The sequence below is a fragment of the Luteimonas sp. A277 genome (assembly GCF_054052045.1).
In genome coordinates this window covers 42547-58382 of record NZ_JBSVRG010000013.1, presented here as the reverse complement: position 1 = coordinate 58382, position 15836 = coordinate 42547, and the positions used below count along the sequence as shown (strand labels likewise).

At 66.1% G+C, this 15836-nt stretch carries 18 protein-coding genes; 10 read left to right on the top strand and 8 right to left on the bottom strand.

Annotated features, from left to right (window positions below):
- On the top strand, positions 1-187 hold a 187-nt coding region (locus ACW7G2_RS12940; RefSeq protein WP_456976440.1), incomplete at its 5' end, for a catalase-related domain-containing protein.
- A 41-nt stretch (positions 188-228) separates the two neighbouring features.
- Here ACW7G2_RS12940 and ACW7G2_RS12935 read toward each other — a convergent pair.
- Positions 229-546 carry a hypothetical protein gene (locus ACW7G2_RS12935; protein ID WP_456976438.1) on the bottom strand — a complete coding sequence of 106 codons (318 nt, stop codon included), beginning with the start codon at positions 544-546 and terminating at the stop codon, positions 229-231.
- A gap of 191 nt (positions 547-737) precedes the next feature.
- Between ACW7G2_RS12935 and ACW7G2_RS12930 the strand changes: the two genes are divergently transcribed.
- The 4 genes from ACW7G2_RS12930 (at position 738) to ACW7G2_RS12915 (ending at position 4053) form a co-directional block, all read left to right on the top strand.
- Complete coding sequence (locus ACW7G2_RS12930) at positions 738-1442, top strand: pirin family protein (protein WP_456976436.1); 705 nt, start codon at positions 738-740, stop codon at positions 1440-1442.
- A 97-nt stretch (positions 1443-1539) separates the two neighbouring features.
- The gene (locus tag ACW7G2_RS12925; protein ID WP_456976434.1) at positions 1540-2112 is read left to right on the top strand and encodes an NADPH-dependent FMN reductase; all 573 of its coding nucleotides are present in this window, start codon (positions 1540-1542) and stop codon (positions 2110-2112) included.
- A gap of 39 nt (positions 2113-2151) precedes the next feature.
- Positions 2152-3090 carry a rhodanese-like domain-containing protein gene (locus tag ACW7G2_RS12920; RefSeq protein WP_456976432.1) on the top strand — a complete coding sequence of 313 codons (939 nt, stop codon included), beginning with the start codon at positions 2152-2154 and terminating at the stop codon, positions 3088-3090.
- Between the two features lie 69 nt (positions 3091-3159).
- Positions 3160-4053: a pirin family protein gene (locus ACW7G2_RS12915; protein WP_456976430.1), complete on the top strand. Its 894-nt coding sequence runs from the start codon at positions 3160-3162 to the stop codon at positions 4051-4053.
- A 39-nt stretch (positions 4054-4092) separates the two neighbouring features.
- Here ACW7G2_RS12915 and ACW7G2_RS12910 read toward each other — a convergent pair whose 3' ends face one another.
- Both ACW7G2_RS12910 and ACW7G2_RS12905 read right to left on the bottom strand, forming a co-directional pair.
- Positions 4093-4659, bottom strand: coding sequence for a YceI family protein (locus ACW7G2_RS12910; protein WP_456976428.1), 567 nt, complete (start codon positions 4657-4659; stop codon positions 4093-4095).
- 1 nt (position 4660) lies between these two features.
- Positions 4661-5245, bottom strand: coding sequence for a cytochrome b (locus ACW7G2_RS12905; protein WP_456976426.1), 585 nt, complete (start codon positions 5243-5245; stop codon positions 4661-4663).
- Positions 5246-5532: 287 nt separating this feature from the next.
- Between ACW7G2_RS12905 and ACW7G2_RS12900 the strand changes: the two genes are divergently transcribed.
- Entirely contained in the window at positions 5533-6126 is a 594-nt protein-coding gene (locus ACW7G2_RS12900; RefSeq protein WP_456976424.1) for a YceI family protein, read from the top strand.
- Between the two features lie 226 nt (positions 6127-6352).
- Here ACW7G2_RS12900 and ACW7G2_RS12895 read toward each other — a convergent pair whose 3' ends face one another.
- From ACW7G2_RS12895 to dtd, 5 genes are all read right to left on the bottom strand, one after another.
- Complete coding sequence (locus ACW7G2_RS12895) at positions 6353-6808, bottom strand: tyrosine-type recombinase/integrase (RefSeq protein ID WP_456976444.1); 456 nt, start codon at positions 6806-6808, stop codon at positions 6353-6355.
- Between the two features lie 20 nt (positions 6809-6828).
- Positions 6829-7143: an integrase arm-type DNA-binding domain-containing protein gene (locus tag ACW7G2_RS12890; protein ID WP_456976422.1), complete on the bottom strand. Its 315-nt coding sequence runs from the start codon at positions 7141-7143 to the stop codon at positions 6829-6831.
- 1007 nt (positions 7144-8150) lie between these two features.
- Complete coding sequence (locus ACW7G2_RS12885) at positions 8151-9056, bottom strand: NAD(P)/FAD-dependent oxidoreductase (protein ID WP_456976420.1); 906 nt, start codon at positions 9054-9056, stop codon at positions 8151-8153.
- A 296-nt stretch (positions 9057-9352) separates the two neighbouring features.
- Positions 9353-11245 carry an RNA polymerase sigma factor RpoD gene (rpoD, locus tag ACW7G2_RS12880; RefSeq protein ID WP_456976418.1) on the bottom strand — a complete coding sequence of 631 codons (1893 nt, stop codon included), beginning with the start codon at positions 11243-11245 and terminating at the stop codon, positions 9353-9355.
- 111 nt (positions 11246-11356) lie between these two features.
- The gene (gene dtd / locus ACW7G2_RS12875) at positions 11357-11797 is read right to left on the bottom strand and encodes a D-aminoacyl-tRNA deacylase (RefSeq protein WP_456976416.1); all 441 of its coding nucleotides are present in this window, start codon (positions 11795-11797) and stop codon (positions 11357-11359) included.
- Positions 11798-11851: 54 nt separating this feature from the next.
- Here dtd and ACW7G2_RS12870 point away from each other — a divergent pair, with 54 nt between their 5' ends.
- The 4 genes from ACW7G2_RS12870 to ACW7G2_RS12855 are packed head-to-tail and all read left to right on the top strand — an operon-like array spanning position 11852 to position 15825.
- Positions 11852-12769: a lauroyl acyltransferase gene (locus ACW7G2_RS12870; RefSeq protein ID WP_456976414.1), complete on the top strand. Its 918-nt coding sequence runs from the start codon at positions 11852-11854 to the stop codon at positions 12767-12769.
- Positions 12766-13296, top strand: coding sequence for a PH domain-containing protein (locus ACW7G2_RS12865; RefSeq protein WP_456976412.1), 531 nt, complete (start codon positions 12766-12768; stop codon positions 13294-13296). Before ACW7G2_RS12870 ends, ACW7G2_RS12865 begins: the two co-directional genes overlap by 4 nt.
- Positions 13280-14803: a PH domain-containing protein gene (locus ACW7G2_RS12860; protein WP_456976410.1), complete on the top strand. Its 1524-nt coding sequence runs from the start codon at positions 13280-13282 to the stop codon at positions 14801-14803. Before ACW7G2_RS12865 ends, ACW7G2_RS12860 begins: the two co-directional genes overlap by 17 nt.
- Entirely contained in the window at positions 14797-15825 is a 1029-nt protein-coding gene (locus tag ACW7G2_RS12855; RefSeq protein WP_456976408.1) for a glycosyltransferase family 9 protein, read from the top strand. The genes ACW7G2_RS12860 and ACW7G2_RS12855 overlap by 7 nt, the downstream gene beginning before the upstream one ends.
- Positions 15826-15836 lie beyond the last annotated feature (11 nt).

Genomic DNA, 15836 nt, shown 5'->3' with positions numbered 1-15836 from the left:
CGACGCCGATCGAGATGGCCTGGTGGAGACGGTGGCCGGTGCCCTGCTGGGCGGCGTGCGCAGTCCGGTCCTGGAGCGCGCCTTCGAGTACTGGAAGAGCGTCGACCCTGGCGTGGGGGCACGCATCGAGCAGAAGGTGAGATCCGGGAGTGCTCCCGAGCCGGCGGCGGGCATGGGCGAGAGCTGAGTAGACACGCGCCGGCAGGCGCACGATGACCGTGGACCCGGCTACCTGGATACACAGGCAGCCGGGCTTTCATCCATCACCGGTGACGTAGCGACCACTGAAGCAGGATTCCGGGCCAGGCGCGATACCCAGGCAGCATCAGCCAACAGACGACGGCCAACCGCGATCAGGTCGAACTCCTCTTGCTCGATCCGCTCGGCCAAGCGCGTCAAGTCTGGTTCGCTGCTCGGTAGTCCAGTCGGCTCAAGCCCAACCGAGCCGACTGCGATAGTAGTCTCGTCCAAAGCGCGGCGGATGGCGTTCTCGAAGACGTCCTGCGACTGGGCGCCGGAGACGGCGACCCGCCCATTGAAAATCACTGCCGGCACTCCCCGGTTGAGCCATTCACGCTCCGGTGTCGTTGCAGCGCATTGCGACGAGTCACCGCGATGCACAGCGGAAAGTGATTGTATCGATTTCAGAAACAATGAATCGGCACTTGCCCGGTTTTTGGCACGCTTCTCGCGACATAGACTGCAATCATCGAATCCACTCCACGCAGGAGAACATCATGATTGAACGTCGCCCCTTCAACAGCCTCGGCGGAGCCAACCACGGTTGGCTTGACGCCAAGCACCACTTTTCCTTCGCCGAGTACCACGACCCAAAGCGCGTCCATTGGGGCGCACTGCGCGTCTGGAACGACGACACCATCCAGGCGGGAACCGGCTTCCCGCCGCACGCACACGCCGACATGGAAATCATCACCTACGTCCGCGAAGGCGCCATCACCCACGAGGACAACCTGGGCAACAAGGGACGCACCGAAGCCGGTGACGTCCAGGTGATGAGCGCGGGCAGCGGTGTCCGCCACTCCGAGTACAACCACGAACCGGGTACCACACGAATTTTCCAGATCTGGATCATCCCGAACCAGCAGGGGCGCCCTCCTTCCTGGGGCGCCAAGCCCTTCCCCAAGGGCGCGCGCTCGGGACGCTTCATCACCCTGGCCAGCGGCATCGAAGGCGACGACGATGCACTGCCGATCCGCACCGACGCACGGGTCCTTGGCGCCACGCTCAAGGCCGGTGAAACCACCGAATATCGCTTCGCAGGCAGCGGTCGCTACGGCTACCTTGTGCCGGCCAAGGGCAAGGTCGAAGTCGACGGCGTGGTCCTTGACGCCCGCGATGGCGCCGCCATCAGCGAGGTGGAAAGCATCCGCGTGACTGCGATTGAGGATGCCGAGCTCGTGCTGGTCGATACCGCGGCCTGACCGCCTGCCGCCCACATCGAGTCCGTGATGACCGTGGCCGAGGCCATAACCTGCAACAGCGACCATAGTGGTCGCCTTGCAACCCAGGGGGACGATAATGAAAACATACAAAGTGGGCTACCTGATTGGAAGCCTCGCGAAGGAATCGATCAACCGCAAGCTCGCCCAGGCGCTGTTCAAGCTTGCGCCGCAGCAGCTCCAGTTCCACGAGATTTCCTTCAAGGACCTGCCGCTGTACAGCTATGACTACGACGCCGATTACCCGGAGGTCGGAAGCAAGTTCAAGAAAGCCATCGAAGGCTCCGATGCGATCCTGATCGTGACCCCGGAGTACAACCGTTCGATTCCCGGCGGGCTCAAGAATGCTATCGACTGGGCCAGCCGCCCCTGGGGCACCAACTCCTTCGCCAACATCCCCTCCGGCGTGATCGGCACCTCGCCCGGCGCGATCGGCACGGCGGTGGGCCAGCAGCACCTGCGCAGCATCCTCGGCTTCCTCAACTCGCCGCAGATGAACTCACCGGAGGCCTACATCCAGTTCAAGGATGGCGTGCTCAACGACGCCGGCGAGGTCGCCGACGCATCGACCGCCGAGTTCCTGCGCGGCTATCTCAAGGAATTCCACGAATTCGTGGCGCGGGTGCTGACGGTTCTGCCGCGCGGCGCGTGATACGCCCGCGGAATTGACGCAGGTGGCGGGAGCCCGACGATGGAGGTACTGAACGAACTGCTTTCGACCTACGGTCTGTGGCTCGTCTTCATCGTCGTGCTGCTCGACCAGGGCGGGATCCCGATTCCCGCGTGGCCGCCGCTCGTGGTCGCCAGCGCGCAGGCCGCGGAGCGCCTGGAACCCGTGTGGCCCATTCTGCTAGCGGCCACCGCGGCGGCGCTGCTGGCCGACATGCTGTGGTACCTCGCCGGGCGCCGACACGGCGCCCGCATGCTGCGCCTGATCTGCCGCGTCTCGCTCTCTCCCGACAGCTGCGTATCCAGCACCCGCGCGATCTACGCGAAGTGGGGTCCGCCCTCGCTGATACTGGCCAAGTTCATCCCCGGCTTCGCCGCGGTCGGCACCACGCTGGCCGGCCACCAGCGCACGCCGCTGGGCCGCTTTGCGATCTATGACGGCACCGGGGCGATGCTCTGGGCGGGTGTCGCGATCGCGATGGGCGTGGTGTTCCACGACGCGGTCAACGAAGCACTGCTGACCCTGGAGTCTCTGGGACGCGTCGGGATTGGCCTGGTGCTGGTGGCATTGCTGGTGTTCGTCCTGCGCAAGGTCTGGAAGCGCCACCTGTTCCTGCGCGAGCTGCGCATGGAGCGCATCTCCGTGTCCGACCTGCACGCGCTGATGGAGCATCCCGAAAAACCGCTCGTCGTGGACGTCCGCACCGACGCCGAACGTGCCGAAACCGGATGGATTCCAGGCGCGGTCCACGCGACCCGGGTGGCCGACCTGGTGTCCAGCGTCAGCGGCGAAGTGGTGGTCTATTGCGACTGCCCGAACGAAGCTTCAGCCGCACGCGTGGCCAGCCAGCTCAAGCAGCTCGGCTTTGGCCGCGTACGACCGCTGGCGGGTGGGCTGGAAGCCTGGCGCTTGCACGGCCTGCCAATGGAGACCCGCCAGCGTCAACCCGGCATCACGTAACCACAGCGACATTCCGTTGGTGCGATAGTCGCCCTTTGCGATTCGCCCACCCTGACAGGAGGCTTCACCATGATTGAACTCATCATCCAGCAGCGCCGCCGCGACCTGGGCGCCTTCGAAGTCGGCCGCGTGCTGCCATTCGCCAAACGCCGCATGATCGGGCCTTACATTTTCTTCGATCGCATGGGTCCCAAGGAGATCGAGCGGGGCCTGCCGCGTGAAGCCGATGTGCGCCCGCATCCGCATATCGGCCTGTCAACGATCACCTACCTGTTCGATGGCGAGATCATGCATCGTGACAGCGTCGGCTCCGAGCAGCCGATCCGGCCGGGCGAGGTCAACTGGATGACCGCAGGCAGCGGCATCACCCACTCCGAGCGGTTTGAAGAGCTGCGCGCGAACGGCGGCCCGATGGACGGCATCCAGGCCTGGGTAGCGCTGCCCAATGAGCGCGAAGAGATGGATCCAGGCTTCTGGCACTACGCCAGCGATGCGCTGCCGGTATTCAACGGCGATGGCGTCGTCGGTCGCCTGATCGCCGGGCGCCTGGCCGGCGTGGAGTCGCCGGTGAAAGTCGACTCGCCGCAGTTCTACGTGCACTGGCAGCTGCGGGCCGGCACGCGGACTTCGTTGCCGCCGGAATACACCGAGCGCGCGGTCTACGTGGCCAGAGGCGAGGTCGAAGTATCTGGCCAGCGCGTGGAGGTGGGCAGCATGGCAGTGCTGGCGCCCGGCAAGACTGCCGACATCACCGCACTGAGCGACGCGGTGGTGATGGCCCTGGGCGGCGAGCCGGTGGGCCCGCGCTACATCGACTGGAACTTTGTGTCCTCGTCGAAGGAGCGGATCGAGCAGGCGCGGGCCGACTGGGCCGCCGGGCGGATGAAGCTGCCCGACATGGACCATGAGGAGTTCATCCCGCTGCCGGCAAAGTTCGGCGCGGCCCCGGAACCCATGTCCTGACAGGGATTCCAGCGGGCCACGCCTTGCCTGCTCCTGCGCTTACGGCGCCGGGGCGAACCTCACCCGAGTGGACACGGCCACCTCGTCCGGGATGATCGACAGGTCGGCCCAGGTGCCGCCGCCGACATCGAAGGCCAGGCGGCTGATCCTGGCCCGGCCGGCAAGCGCGGGCCTGTCACCGGAAGTCAGGGTGAATTCGAGCGTCACCGGCTTCTTCACTCCGCGCAGCTCCAGCACGCCGTCGGCGCTGTAGTTGTCACCACCCAGGTGGCTGAAGCCTTCGGCCGTGTAGCGCGCCTGGGCAAACCGGGCCACGTTGAAGAACGCGCTGCCCTGCAGCGTGCTGTCGCGGTCGGCGTTGTCGGTGCTGGCACCGGCCAGCGGGATGGTCACGTCAAGCCTGGCGTCCTGTGGGCGGGCCGGATCGAAACTCATGGTGGTGCGGAAGCCGGGAAAGCTGCCGACGAAGGTGTCGCCCTGGTACTCGCTGGCGAAGGTGAGCGCGCCGCCCGCCTGGACGTAGTCAGCGGCCGAGACGGACGGGGCTGCGGCCATTGCGGCGGCCATCGAGAGGGGCAGGATCAAGGTGCGGATATTGAAGGTCATGTCAGTTCTCCAGGGTGTGTTGGGTAGTTCCGGGCGCGCGCACCGACCGCGGCAGCATCCGCCGCAGGGTGTCGTCTCGCTGGATGAAGTGGTGATACAGGGCGGCGCCGGCGTGGGCAGCAACCAGCAGCAGGAGCAGCCAGAAACCGGCCACGTGCACCTGCCTGGCCAACTCGGCCAGTTCCATGTCGCGGCCTGCAATGGCCGGCAGGTTGAACAGCTTGAACCACTGCAGCGGATAGCCGGAGGCCGAGTTGAAGAGCCAGCCGCTCAGCGGTATGGCGAACATCAGCACGTACAGCGCGATGTGGGTCACGTCGGCGACACGCGCCTGCCAAACCGGTGTCCCCGACAAGACCCTGGGGCTCCCGGCGAACAATCGCCAAGCCAGGCGCGTCGCCACCAGTACGAGCAGGGTGAGCCCCAGCGACTTGTGCAGCGCATAGGCTTCAATCATTGCCGGGCTCGGCTCCATGTCCACCATGGTCAGGCCCAGCCAAGCCAGCCAAACCAGCAGCACCAGGATGCCCCAGTGCATCAGCTGGCTGACAAATCCCCAGCGGTGTTCCGAATTTCGCAATGACATGAGGCCTCCGTTCAATGAATGCGGCGAACCGCGACGGAACCATTGTCATTGCCGACAGCACGGAGATAAACCGTATTACACCAACATCATTGTTTCCAATATGGATCCAATCAGGGCCAAGTCTTTCCCGATGGAGCGCAATCAGGTACGACAACTGTCGCCAAAATGTAGACAGTGATGTTCAAACCGAGGCCTTTTCAGGCAAAACCGGGACAATATCATTGGGTGTGTGGCCAGCAGCCGGACCGTCCGGCTGGCGCCCTCAATCACACACCCCCGGAGCACCCATGAACCAGCGTATTTCCTGCGGCATCCTCGCCGCCGCCCTTCTCCTCTCCTCGGTCTATGCAGTCGCCACTCCGGTGACCTACAAGATCGACCCGACCCATACCGACGTGGTGGCCCAGTGGAACCACTTCGGATTCTCCAACCCAATCGCCCACTTCGGCCAGGTGGACGGCACGATCACCTATGACCCGGACAATGTCGCCGCCTCCCGCGTCGAGGTTGTCCTTCCCCTCGCCGGCCTCTCTTCCCACGTGGCGGCTTTTGATGAGCACCTGCGCAGCGCCGACTTCTTCGACGCGGACAACTACCCGCAGGCCACCTTCAAAAGCACCTCTGTGCGCTCTGCCGGCGACGACAAGCTGGCGATCACCGGCGACCTGACCATCAAGGGCATCACACGTTCGGTGGTGCTCGACGCCAGCATCAACACCATCGGCGAGAACCCGATGAACAACCAGCCCACCGCCGGATTCGACGCGGTGGCGACCATCAGGCGCACCGACTTCGACCTGGGCCTGTTTGCGCCGCACGTCAGCGATGAAGTGCAACTGCGCATCACCACCGAAGCCTCCGTGCCGACAGAAGACAGCTGAGCAATTCAGCAGTTGCCAAGCCGCGGCAGCCTGGACGGGCGCCGCGGCTTTTTGCGTACTGGTGCTGGTCGCAAGGCGCGCTGGCATCGTTACCCGCGTTCAAGCTGGATGCCTTCGGGCCGCTTCAGGCCAGCCGGCACCACCAGGCCCGGCAGTCCAGTCTCAGGGAGTTGTCGTATTGCATCATCCGATACCGCGCCGGGTTGGGCGGCTTCGGACATGGAAGTTATGCCGTGGCGTTCCGATTGCCTGCGCTTTGAAGTCGGGCATGCATCGCACGGATGCGGTCATTGCGGGACGTATCCCCCATTGCATCAGTGCCCGGCTTGTCCTTCCGCCGCTTGGCTTGCGCATCAGAGTGCCGCCACGCGGTCTTTTCTTGCGCAAGCACCGTCCGGGCCATCGCGCGGAAGCCGTGCCCGGTCATGGTGTCGGAGTCAAAGCCCATCCGCCGAAGCGCCGCGTTAATGGTGTTTTCGGACATGGGGCGACCCTTGCCCCTGACGCTTGGGAAAACATACCCCCCCCCGGTCAACGGTTGCAGGTCGCGCAGGATTGCCACCGCCTGCGATGCAAGCGGGACAATGTGCGCCTGCCCGGTCTTGCTGGCAGCAAAGCGCCATTCCCCCGCGTCCAGGTCGATATCAGCCCAGCGCGCCGTCCGCAGTTCCCCCGGTCGCACAAACACCAGCGGGGCAAATTTCAGCGCCGCTTCGACTGGCGGGGTTCCCTGGAACCGACGGAAAGCCTCTTTGCCCGTATCGCCAGCAGTTCCCGTGCTACGGCGTCAAAGCTGTTTGCCACCTTGTCCGCCGCTGCCGCGCGCTGCGCCTTGCGATGCTCACCGGGGTCAACCCCGCTAGCCAGCAGCTTGCGGGCTTCCGCGTGGCGCTCGCGGGCTTCGGCCAACTCGACTTCCGGATACGCCCCCAGCGCCAGCCGCTTTTCCTTGCCTTCATAGCGGTATTTCCATCGCCATAGCTTGCCGCCTGACGGGGCGACTTCCAGATCCGTCAAACAAGCGCTGCGGCCTGGCAGCAGGCCTTGCCTTGCGGATTGCTACGTCAGTCAAGCGCATGGGGGCATCCTCTCTGGGGGCATCGGGGCGATTTGCCCCAGCCATGCCCCCATATGCCCCCGGATTGCAAACGATGCCCCCGGACGCTACCGGACTACAGACAAGAAAAAACCCCGGCCGTTGCGGGGTTTTCTGCACTTCGCGGGATGTCATTGGACTGTTATTTGGTGGGCCCACCAGGATTCGAACCTGGAACCAAAGGATTCGCTTTCCCGGGCGTTTCCGCCCGGCGCGGACTATCTCATCACCCTCAGCCGTCGCTGGTGGGGTGCGGGACGCTCCAGCCTGTTATCAAGGGCACTCAAGCCCTCAGGTAGTCTCTGCACCTTCCGGCGGTGTACCACCGGCTTGGCTCAGGGTTGCCACCGTCCGGCATCGCTGCCGCCGCTGAGGTTCCCCTGAATTCATCCCGTTTTTCCACCGGCCCTTACGGTACCGGGGTCACCTTCCGATGAGTCCTCTGCTCTAACCATTGAGCTATAGGCCCGTTGTCGTCCAATTCTACTCATACATCCGCACTCGCAATTCAGATTATGATCATTTGATGGAATCCAGCAAGGCATGCGTCACCTGTAAAAGTCCCCTTGGCGGGCGTCAGCGGCGATTCTGTTCGCGGAGGTGCAAGAACGCCGATACGAATATTCGACACCAGAACTATGCCAGTCAGCAGGCGCGCGGTTTCAAGAGAAAATTGCAGATGATCACGGAGGCGGGCGGCAGCTGCACTCGGTGTGGATATCGCAGGAACATCGCTGCACTCACCTGGCACCACCTCGACCCCCACACCAAGAGTTTCAATTTGGATCTACGCGCGCACTCCAATCGAAGCGAAGCCGATATTCGCGCCGAACTGACCAAGTGCATCTTGCTGTGTGCGAACTGCCACGCTGAGGAACACTTTCCGTCCTTGGCGTTATCGGACTGACCTACGAAGGAAATTTGTGTGTCAATCACGTCCGCTACGCGGCACGAACGGCAGCGCGTTGTGGGCATGGGTTGCAGCCACCGCCGCCTGGCCCACGGCCACGGCAATCTGGTTGAGGCCACTGACCACATCGCCAATGGCATAGAGACCGGGGCGGCTGGTCTGCTGGTGGCTGTCCACCTGGAGCTCGCCTTCCTCACCGGCCTGCAGGCCCCAGTCCGCGACCAGCGCGTTGCGGCCCTCATAGCCGAGATAGGGATAGACAGTGTCGAAGGCGGTCGTGGTGCCGTCCGCGGCGTGCCAGATGCAACGGCTGCCGTCGTAGGCCAGCCTGCCTCCGGGGGAGAACACCTCCACGCCAAGCTCCTGCATTTCTGCGGCGGATTTCGGATCCAGTTCGCCGTCCTCCGGCAGCAACACCACCCGTCGCGCGTACCCGCGCAGGAAGCGGGCATGGCCCGGCAGCGTCCTGGCCGGGCCGTATATCCCAATACGGGAATCGCGGGCCTCGTAGGCGTCGCAGACGGCGCACAGACGCAGGGCGCCGCTGGCAATCGCCTCTTCCGCCCAATCGCCCGCGGGCAGGCGATCGGCCAGTCCCGTGGCAAGGATCACCTTCTTCGCCTGCCAGCCTTCATCGCCGGCCAGCACGGTGTATCCGCCTTCCGTCCGCTGCAGGCCATCCGCCCGCGCCCGCACGATCTTCGCACCCACTCCTTTCGCCTGCTCGCGCATGCGCTGCAGCAGCTCGGTGCCGGCCACCCCCTGCGGGAAACCCGGGCAGTTGTGGCTCTCGGGAATGTAGCGGGCGCGGCTGTCGCCGGCGTCCAGCACCACCACGCTGCGCAGGAACCGGCGCAGGTACGTGGCCGCGGTCAGTCCCGCCGGCCCGCCGCCGATGATTGCCACGTCCACCCGTTCCGCCATGTCGACCTCCTGCCTTGTTTGCGGCCAGAGCATTGCAGGAAGTCCATGGGCGGGATGTGCAGAGCGCGGTGGGGTGAGCCGTGCCGCCGGGAAGCTCCCTGTCCGCAAGCCGAGCCCCGCCGTGGTCGGGAGGCCTTTGCAGCGAAGTAAAGGAGGAGGAATCCGCCATCGGCGGATTCCGGGGGACATGAGCAGCAAAGGCCTCCCGGCCGCGGCGGGGCCCCTCAGCTCACCGCGAGTCAAAAAAGAAGCCCGCACAAGGCGGGCTTCCAAAAGTATTGCAGTAGCGCCTGGCGTCAGTCGATATCCAGGAAGCTCCGCAGCTGCTCCGAGCGGCTCGGGTGACGCAGCTTGCGCAGCGCCTTGGCCTCGATCTGGCGGATGCGCTCGCGGGTGACATCGAACTGCTTGCCGACCTCTTCCAGCGTGTGGTCGGTGTTCATGTCGATGCCGAAGCGCATGCGCAGCACCTTGGCTTCACGCGGCGTCAGCCCGGCCAGCACCTCATGCACGGTCTCGGACAGGTTGATGTTGGTGGTGTTGTCCATCGGCGACTCCACGTTGGTGTCCTCGATGAAATCGCCCAGGTGCGAGTCCTCGTCGTCGCCGATCGGGGTCTCCATGGAAATCGGTTCCTTGGCGATCTTCATCACCTTGCGAACCTTGTCCTCGGGCATCTCCATTTCCTTGGCCAGCTCCTCCGGCGTGGCCTCGCGGCCGTACTGCTGGAGCATCTGGCGGGAAATGCGGTTCAGTTTGTTTATGGTCTCGATCATGTGCACCGGGATACGGATGGTGCGCGCCTGGTCGGCGATCGAGCGGGTGATCGCCTGGCGGATCCACCACGTGGCATAGGTCGAGAACTTGAAGCCGCGGCGGTACTCGAACTTGTCCACCGCCTTCATCAGACCGATATTGCCTTCCTGGATCAGGTCCAGGAACTGCAGCCCGCGGTTGGTGTACTTCTTGGCGATCGAGATGACCAGACGCAGGTTGGCCTCCACCATCTCCTTCTTCGCCTTGCTGGCCTTGGCTTCGCCATAGGCCATGGTGCGGTTGATTTCCTTCAGCTCCGGCAGGGTGACGCGTATTTCCTTCTCGAGCGCGATCATCGACTCCTGCTCGGCGATGACCTGATCCCTCACCTCGCGCAGTCCGGATGCCCACTTCTGCTTGCGCTTGAGCATCTCGTCCACCCAGTCCAGGTTGGTCTGGTTGCCGTCCCACACGCGCAAGAAGTCACGGCGCGGCATCTTTGCCACGCGGGTGGTCAGGTGCAGCACCTGGCGCTCATGGCTGCGCACGCCGTTGGCGGCCTCGCGCAGGCGCTTGACCAGCACGTCGACGAACGGCAGCGGCAGCTTGAAGATCACGAACGCCGCGGCCATTTCCTCACGCAGCTTGATCACCGACGCGTGCTCGGAACCGTGCTTGGCGTGGGCACGCTCGAACTTGGCGTAGAAATCCGCCAGCTCACCGATGCAGCGCGCGATCTCTTCGGGATCGGGCCCGGTGGGAGCGGCTTCCTTCTCCTCCTCCTCGTCCTCGGCCTCGACCTCCGCGTCGTCGTCGCCTTCCGCGGTGGCGTCCTCGACCACGCCCGCTTCTTCCGCCTCTTCCTCGGCAGCTGCCTCGGCCTCGGCAGCCAGTTCCTCGAGCACGTAGTCGTTGAAGCCGGCAATGATTTCGGGCAGGCGCTTCTTGCCTTCCGTGTGCAGCTCGTAGTCTTCCAGCAGCTGCTGGACCGTCGATGGGAAGGTGCCCAGCGAGGCCAGCATCTCGTTCAGGCCTTCCTCGATGCGCTTGGCGATCTCGATCTCGCCCTCGCGGGTGAGCAGCTCCACCGTACCCATTTCGCGCATGTACATGCGCACGGGGTCGGTGGTGCGGCCGCCTTCGGCGTCGAGCGCGGTCAGCGTTGCAGCAGCTTCTTCGGCAGCGGTGTCGTCGACATCGCGGTTGCCGCCGGACTCGCCGGCCAGCAGCAGCGTTTCGGCGTCGGGAGCGGTCTCGTGGACCTCGATCCCCATGCCGTTGATCATGCCGATGATGTCTTCCAGCTGCTCCGGATCAACCAGATCGTCGGGCAGGTGGTCGTTGACCTCGGCGTAGGTCAGGTAGCCCTGCTCCAGACCTTTGCTGATGAGCTTTTTAATGTCGGACTGTGGCGCCTGACGGTCGATGGCCATAGGGGAGTGCTACCAATATTGAGAATGGAAAAAAACGGAACCCGTAATTATACCAGCCACGTCGGTTTCCTGCGGAATCCGGGCGGCGTACGGGGCGATTGTCCGCCTTGTTCAGGCGCGAAGCAGGAACGTTACCGGGCCGTCGTTGGCCAGGCTTACCACCATATGGGACCCGAAGCGGCCGATTTCCACCCCTGGGGGGTGATTTTCCCGGCTGCAGGCTACCAGACGGTCGAAAATACGTTCAGCTTCTTCGGGTGGAGCGGCTGTGCTGAAGCCCGGACGCATGCCCGAACGGGTATCGGCCGCCAGGGTGAACTGGCTCACCAGCAGCAATCCGCCACCGGTATCGGCCAGCGAGCGGTTCATCCGCCCGGCTTCGTCAGCGAACACCCGGTAGCCCAGCAACCGGGTGGTCATGCGCTCTATCTGGGGATCACCATCGCCCGGTTCAATCCCCACCAGGGCCAACAGCCCGGGCCCGATCGCTCCGACGGTCTGGCCGTCGACGCTGACGCTGGCATGGGTGACGCGCTGGATCAGGGCAAGCATGGCGGGAGCGGGCGGAAGGAAGCGCTGCATCTTACCGCTGTATAGACTTGGCCGATGGCCCGTTTCGCTTCCGCACTGCTGTACCTGTTTGCCACCGCCCTCGGGCGCCTGCCGTGGTCGCTGCTGTACCGGCTCGGCGACGCCCTGGCCGCGCTGGCGCAGCGTCTGGACACGCGCGAAAGCCATGTGGCCCGGGTCAACCTGCAGATCGCCTATCCGCAGATGCTGGCCTCCGAGCGCGAGGAATGGCACCGCGCGATCCTGCGCACCACCGCGCGCCAGTTCCTGGAAACACTGCGCTTCTGGACCCGTCCCCACGCCGGGAACCTGGCCCTGATCCGCCAGACCCAGGGGTTGGAACTGTTCGACGCCGCGCTGGCATCAGGCAAAGGCCTGATCGTGGCCGCGCCGCACTACGGCAACTGGGAGCTGCTGAACCAGTGGCTGGCATCGCGCACCCCGATCTCGGTGCTCTACCGTCCGCCCGAGGCGGAAGTGGGAGAAGCCTTCCTGCGCCGGGTCCGCGCCGACGCGGGTGCTCAGGTGACCCAGATCCGCGCAGATGGCCCCGCCGCCGTGCGCCACCTGCTCAAGCTGCTGCGCGCCGGCGGCGTCACCGGGATCCTCCCCGACCAGCAGCCCAAGGCCGGGGAAGGCGAATACGCGCCGTTCTTCGGCATGGCCGCGCTGACCATGACCCTGCTCGGCCGGCTGGCCTCGCGCACCGGGGCCACGGTGCTGTTTGCCTATTGCGAGCGGATCGGCCCCGGACCGGAGTTCGCCCTGCGGTTCGAGGCAGCGCCCGCGGCCATCGCCGATCCCGACCCGCAGGTGGCCACCACCGCGCTCAACGCCGCGGTCGAGCGCATCGCCCGGCGCGATCCCGCCCAGTACCAGTGGACCTACAAGCGCTGGCGCTGGCGCCCGGCCGGCAGCAACGAGCCCAACCCCTACGAACGGGACCGCACATGATCGAGTTGGACGACCTGGGCCTGTCCGGCCCGCGCGAAGCGGACGCGGGCGGCGACTGGCAGCCGCTGCCACGCCGGGCGCGGCCGCTGTTCATGCTGTCCGGGGCGCTGGGCATCGGCGTGCCCACGCTGGTCGCGCTGGGCATCGCCAACGGGATCCTGGTCTCCACGCAGCGGCCGCCTTTCGTGGTGACAACCGCGTTGGTTTGGCTGGCATTGATCGCACTCGGCGCGTGGACCGGTTTGCGCCGCTACCGCTACACCTGGTGGCTGCTGGACGAGGACGGCTTTGCCCTGCGCCGGGGACGCATGTGGCGCAGCGAAACCCGCGTGCCCTCCTCGCGGGTGCAGCATCTGGATATCCGCCGCGGCCCGCTGGAGCGGCGCTTCCGCCTGTCGACCCTGCTGGTCCATACCGCCGGCACCCGCCAGCACGCCGTGGCCGTGCCGGGACTGGACGCGGACGACGCCGAGCGCCTGCGCGACCACCTCGCCCGCCGGGTCGAAAACGATGACGACGACGCCTGAGCCGGCCGCGGGCGCGACCACGCTGCCCACCCAGGAGGAGCGGCGCCTGCACCCGGCCTCGTGGCTGTTCGTGCTGGTGGGCAACATCAAGCAGTTCATGGTCCCGCTGCTGGCCCTGCTGATCTTCGGCGGGCGCGGCGAGGACAGCTGGCAGCTGATGGCCGCGGGCGTGGCCGCCGTGGTGCTGGTGACCGCCGCCGTCTGGCGCTACTTCACCTGGCGCTACCGGATCGGCGAGGACAGCCTGTTCGTGCGCAGCGGCCTGCTGGAACGCAGCCTGCGCCAGATCCCCTTCAGCCGTATCCATGACGTGGCCGTGCACCAGACCCTGCTGCACCGGGTGTTCCAGGTGGCCGAAGTGCGGCTGGAATCGGCCAGCGGCGACAAGCCGGAAGCGGTGATGCAGGTGCTGCAGCTGGACCAGGCCCTGGCGCTGGAACGCCTGATCCGCCGCCGCGGCGAGGCTGTTTCCACTGCGGAAAACGCGGAGCAGGCGCAGCAGGGAGACACCCTGCTGGCCCTGTCCACCGCCGAGGTGGTGCGCCTGGGCCTGATCTCCAACCGCGGCATGGTGGTGGTCGCCGGCGCGATGGCGGTGGCGTGGCAGTTCCTGCCCGATGACGATACCGCCGAGTCCATGGCGCGCCTGGCGCGCGAGGCCTTCGGCCATGCCGGCAGCCTTGTGCCCGGATGGACCGGCATGGTCCTCGGCGCGGTCATGATCGGCCTGGCCGCACTCATCGCCCTGCGGGCGCTGTCGGTGGTGCTGGCGCTGGTGCAGTACCACGATTTCCGCCTGGAAGAACACGGCCGCCGGCTGACCGTCGGGCGCGGCCTGCTGACCCGACGGCGCAACAGCGTGCCGCGACGGCGGATCCAGGCCTGGACGCTGGTGGAAACCGTTACCCATCGATTGTTCCGACTCCGCAGCCTGCGCATCGACACCGCGGTGATCCAGCGCGGCAACGAAGAGCGCGGCCTCAACGAACTGGCCCCCGTCGCCACCAGTGAACGTTGCGATGCCCTGGTCCGCCACCTGGTGCCGCAGCTGCAGTGGCCGCCGCAGCAGTGGCAACCACTGCACCACCGGGCCTGGCTGCGCCTGGCGCTGGGCGGCACCGTGTTCGCCATGGTGGCCTGCACGGCGCTGTGCTGGCGGTTTGGCGCCTGGGGCCTGCTGGCGCTCGCGTGGATTCCATGGAGCGTGTTCGTCGCCCGCCAGCATGCCCGTCGTGCCGGCTACTGCCTGCACGACGAGCTGCTGGCCGTGCGCGAAGGCTGGTGGTCGCGCCACTGGCGCTTCGCCGAGGTCGGCAAGCTGCAGGCGCTGCAGCTGCGCCAGGGACTGCTGGACCGGTGCCTGGGCATGGCCTCGCTGTGGCTGGACACGGCCGGTGCCGGCGCGCTGTCGCCACCGCTGCGGATCCGCTACCTGCCCGAAGCCGAAGCCCGCGCCCTGCTGCAACAACTCGGACCTGAAGTGGCGCGGAGGCCACTGCGATGGTGAACCCACCCCACGCCCCACCCCTGATCGTGCGCTGCGGCGCGCTCGGCGACATGGTCATGCTGACCACCCTGATGCGGCTGGTGGCGGCGCGCCACGACAGCCGGGTGGACGTGGTCAGCTCCGGTGGCTGGACCCCGCCGGTGCTCGCGCACGCTCCCGAGCTCGACCACCTGCAGATGGTGACCAGTCGCAAGACCCCCTACCTGCTGTGTCCGAGCCAGTGGCAACTGGTGCGCTGGCTGCGCAGTCGCGGCCGCGGCCCGGTGTACCTGTGCGATCCGGACCCCGAGATGCGACGGCTGATCGAGCGCGGCGGCGTGCATGCGGACGACCTCATCGAACGCACGCCTGAAGAGCTCGCTACGCCGATGCTGTGGCCGGACCGCTGGCTGGCGTTCGGCATGCGCGATCCGGCGCATCGCTACGCAACCAGGGAAGTCGACCCGGCCCCGTTCCGGCTGCCAAAGCTGGTGGTGCCGGAAGCCAATCGGGCCGAATTGGCGCAATGGCGGCAAGCGAATGACCTTGAAGGCCCGCTGGTTCTGTTCCAGCCGGGCAACAAGCGCACCCACAAGCGCGGCAAGCGCATGACCGCCGACCATCCCAAGCACTGGCCGGCCGAACACTGGGCCGCCGTGGCGGCCGCGGTGCTGGAGGACCAGCCGCAAGCGCGCGTGGTGCTGTGCGGCTCACCGGCCGAGCACGAGGTGCTGGAAGACATCCGCCAGGCCGCCGGGAATGATCCCCGCATCCGCAACCTGGCCAACGACCTGCCGATCCCGCGCCTGTTCGCCCTGCTTGAGCAGGCCCACAGCATGGTCTCGGTGGATACCGGCCCCGCGCACGCCGCCGCAGCCCTGGGCTGCCCGCTGGTGGTGCTGTTCGGCGCCGCCCCTCCCTCGCTGTGGCGGCCGATCGGGCCGGGGCCGGTGATCACCCTGGGCGGCGAACCGGAAGGCCACGCCCGGGTGGCCGATATCCGCGTTGAAGATGTCATCGCCGCCTGGCGAGGGCTCGGCTGAGGCGTTGGCAG

Excerpts from the sequence above, each read along its gene's own strand:
- ACW7G2_RS12930 (WP_456976436.1), top strand. The coding sequence starts at position 738 with ATGATTGAACGTCGCCCCTTCAACAGCCTCGGCGGAGCCAACCACGGT.
- ACW7G2_RS12925 (WP_456976434.1), top strand. The coding sequence starts at position 1,540 with ATGAAAACATACAAAGTGGGCTACCTGATTGGAAGCCTCGCGAAGGAA.
- ACW7G2_RS12920 (WP_456976432.1), top strand. The coding sequence starts at position 2,152 with ATGGAGGTACTGAACGAACTGCTTTCGACCTACGGTCTGTGGCTCGTC.
- ACW7G2_RS12915 (WP_456976430.1), top strand. The coding sequence starts at position 3,160 with ATGATTGAACTCATCATCCAGCAGCGCCGCCGCGACCTGGGCGCCTTC.
- ACW7G2_RS12910 (WP_456976428.1), bottom strand. The coding sequence starts at position 4,659 with ATGACCTTCAATATCCGCACCTTGATCCTGCCCCTCTCGATGGCCGCC.
- ACW7G2_RS12905 (WP_456976426.1), bottom strand. The coding sequence starts at position 5,245 with ATGTCATTGCGAAATTCGGAACACCGCTGGGGATTTGTCAGCCAGCTG.
- ACW7G2_RS12900 (WP_456976424.1), top strand. The coding sequence starts at position 5,533 with ATGAACCAGCGTATTTCCTGCGGCATCCTCGCCGCCGCCCTTCTCCTC.
- ACW7G2_RS12885 (WP_456976420.1), bottom strand. The coding sequence starts at position 9,056 with ATGGCGGAACGGGTGGACGTGGCAATCATCGGCGGCGGGCCGGCGGGA.
- rpoD (WP_456976418.1), bottom strand. The coding sequence starts at position 11,245 with ATGGCCATCGACCGTCAGGCGCCACAGTCCGACATTAAAAAGCTCATC.
- dtd (WP_456976416.1), bottom strand. The coding sequence starts at position 11,797 with ATGCTTGCCCTGATCCAGCGCGTCACCCATGCCAGCGTCAGCGTCGAC.
- ACW7G2_RS12870 (WP_456976414.1), top strand. The coding sequence starts at position 11,852 with ATGGCCCGTTTCGCTTCCGCACTGCTGTACCTGTTTGCCACCGCCCTC.
- ACW7G2_RS12865 (WP_456976412.1), top strand. The coding sequence starts at position 12,766 with ATGATCGAGTTGGACGACCTGGGCCTGTCCGGCCCGCGCGAAGCGGAC.
- ACW7G2_RS12860 (WP_456976410.1), top strand. The coding sequence starts at position 13,280 with ATGACGACGACGCCTGAGCCGGCCGCGGGCGCGACCACGCTGCCCACC.
- ACW7G2_RS12855 (WP_456976408.1), top strand. The coding sequence starts at position 14,797 with ATGGTGAACCCACCCCACGCCCCACCCCTGATCGTGCGCTGCGGCGCG.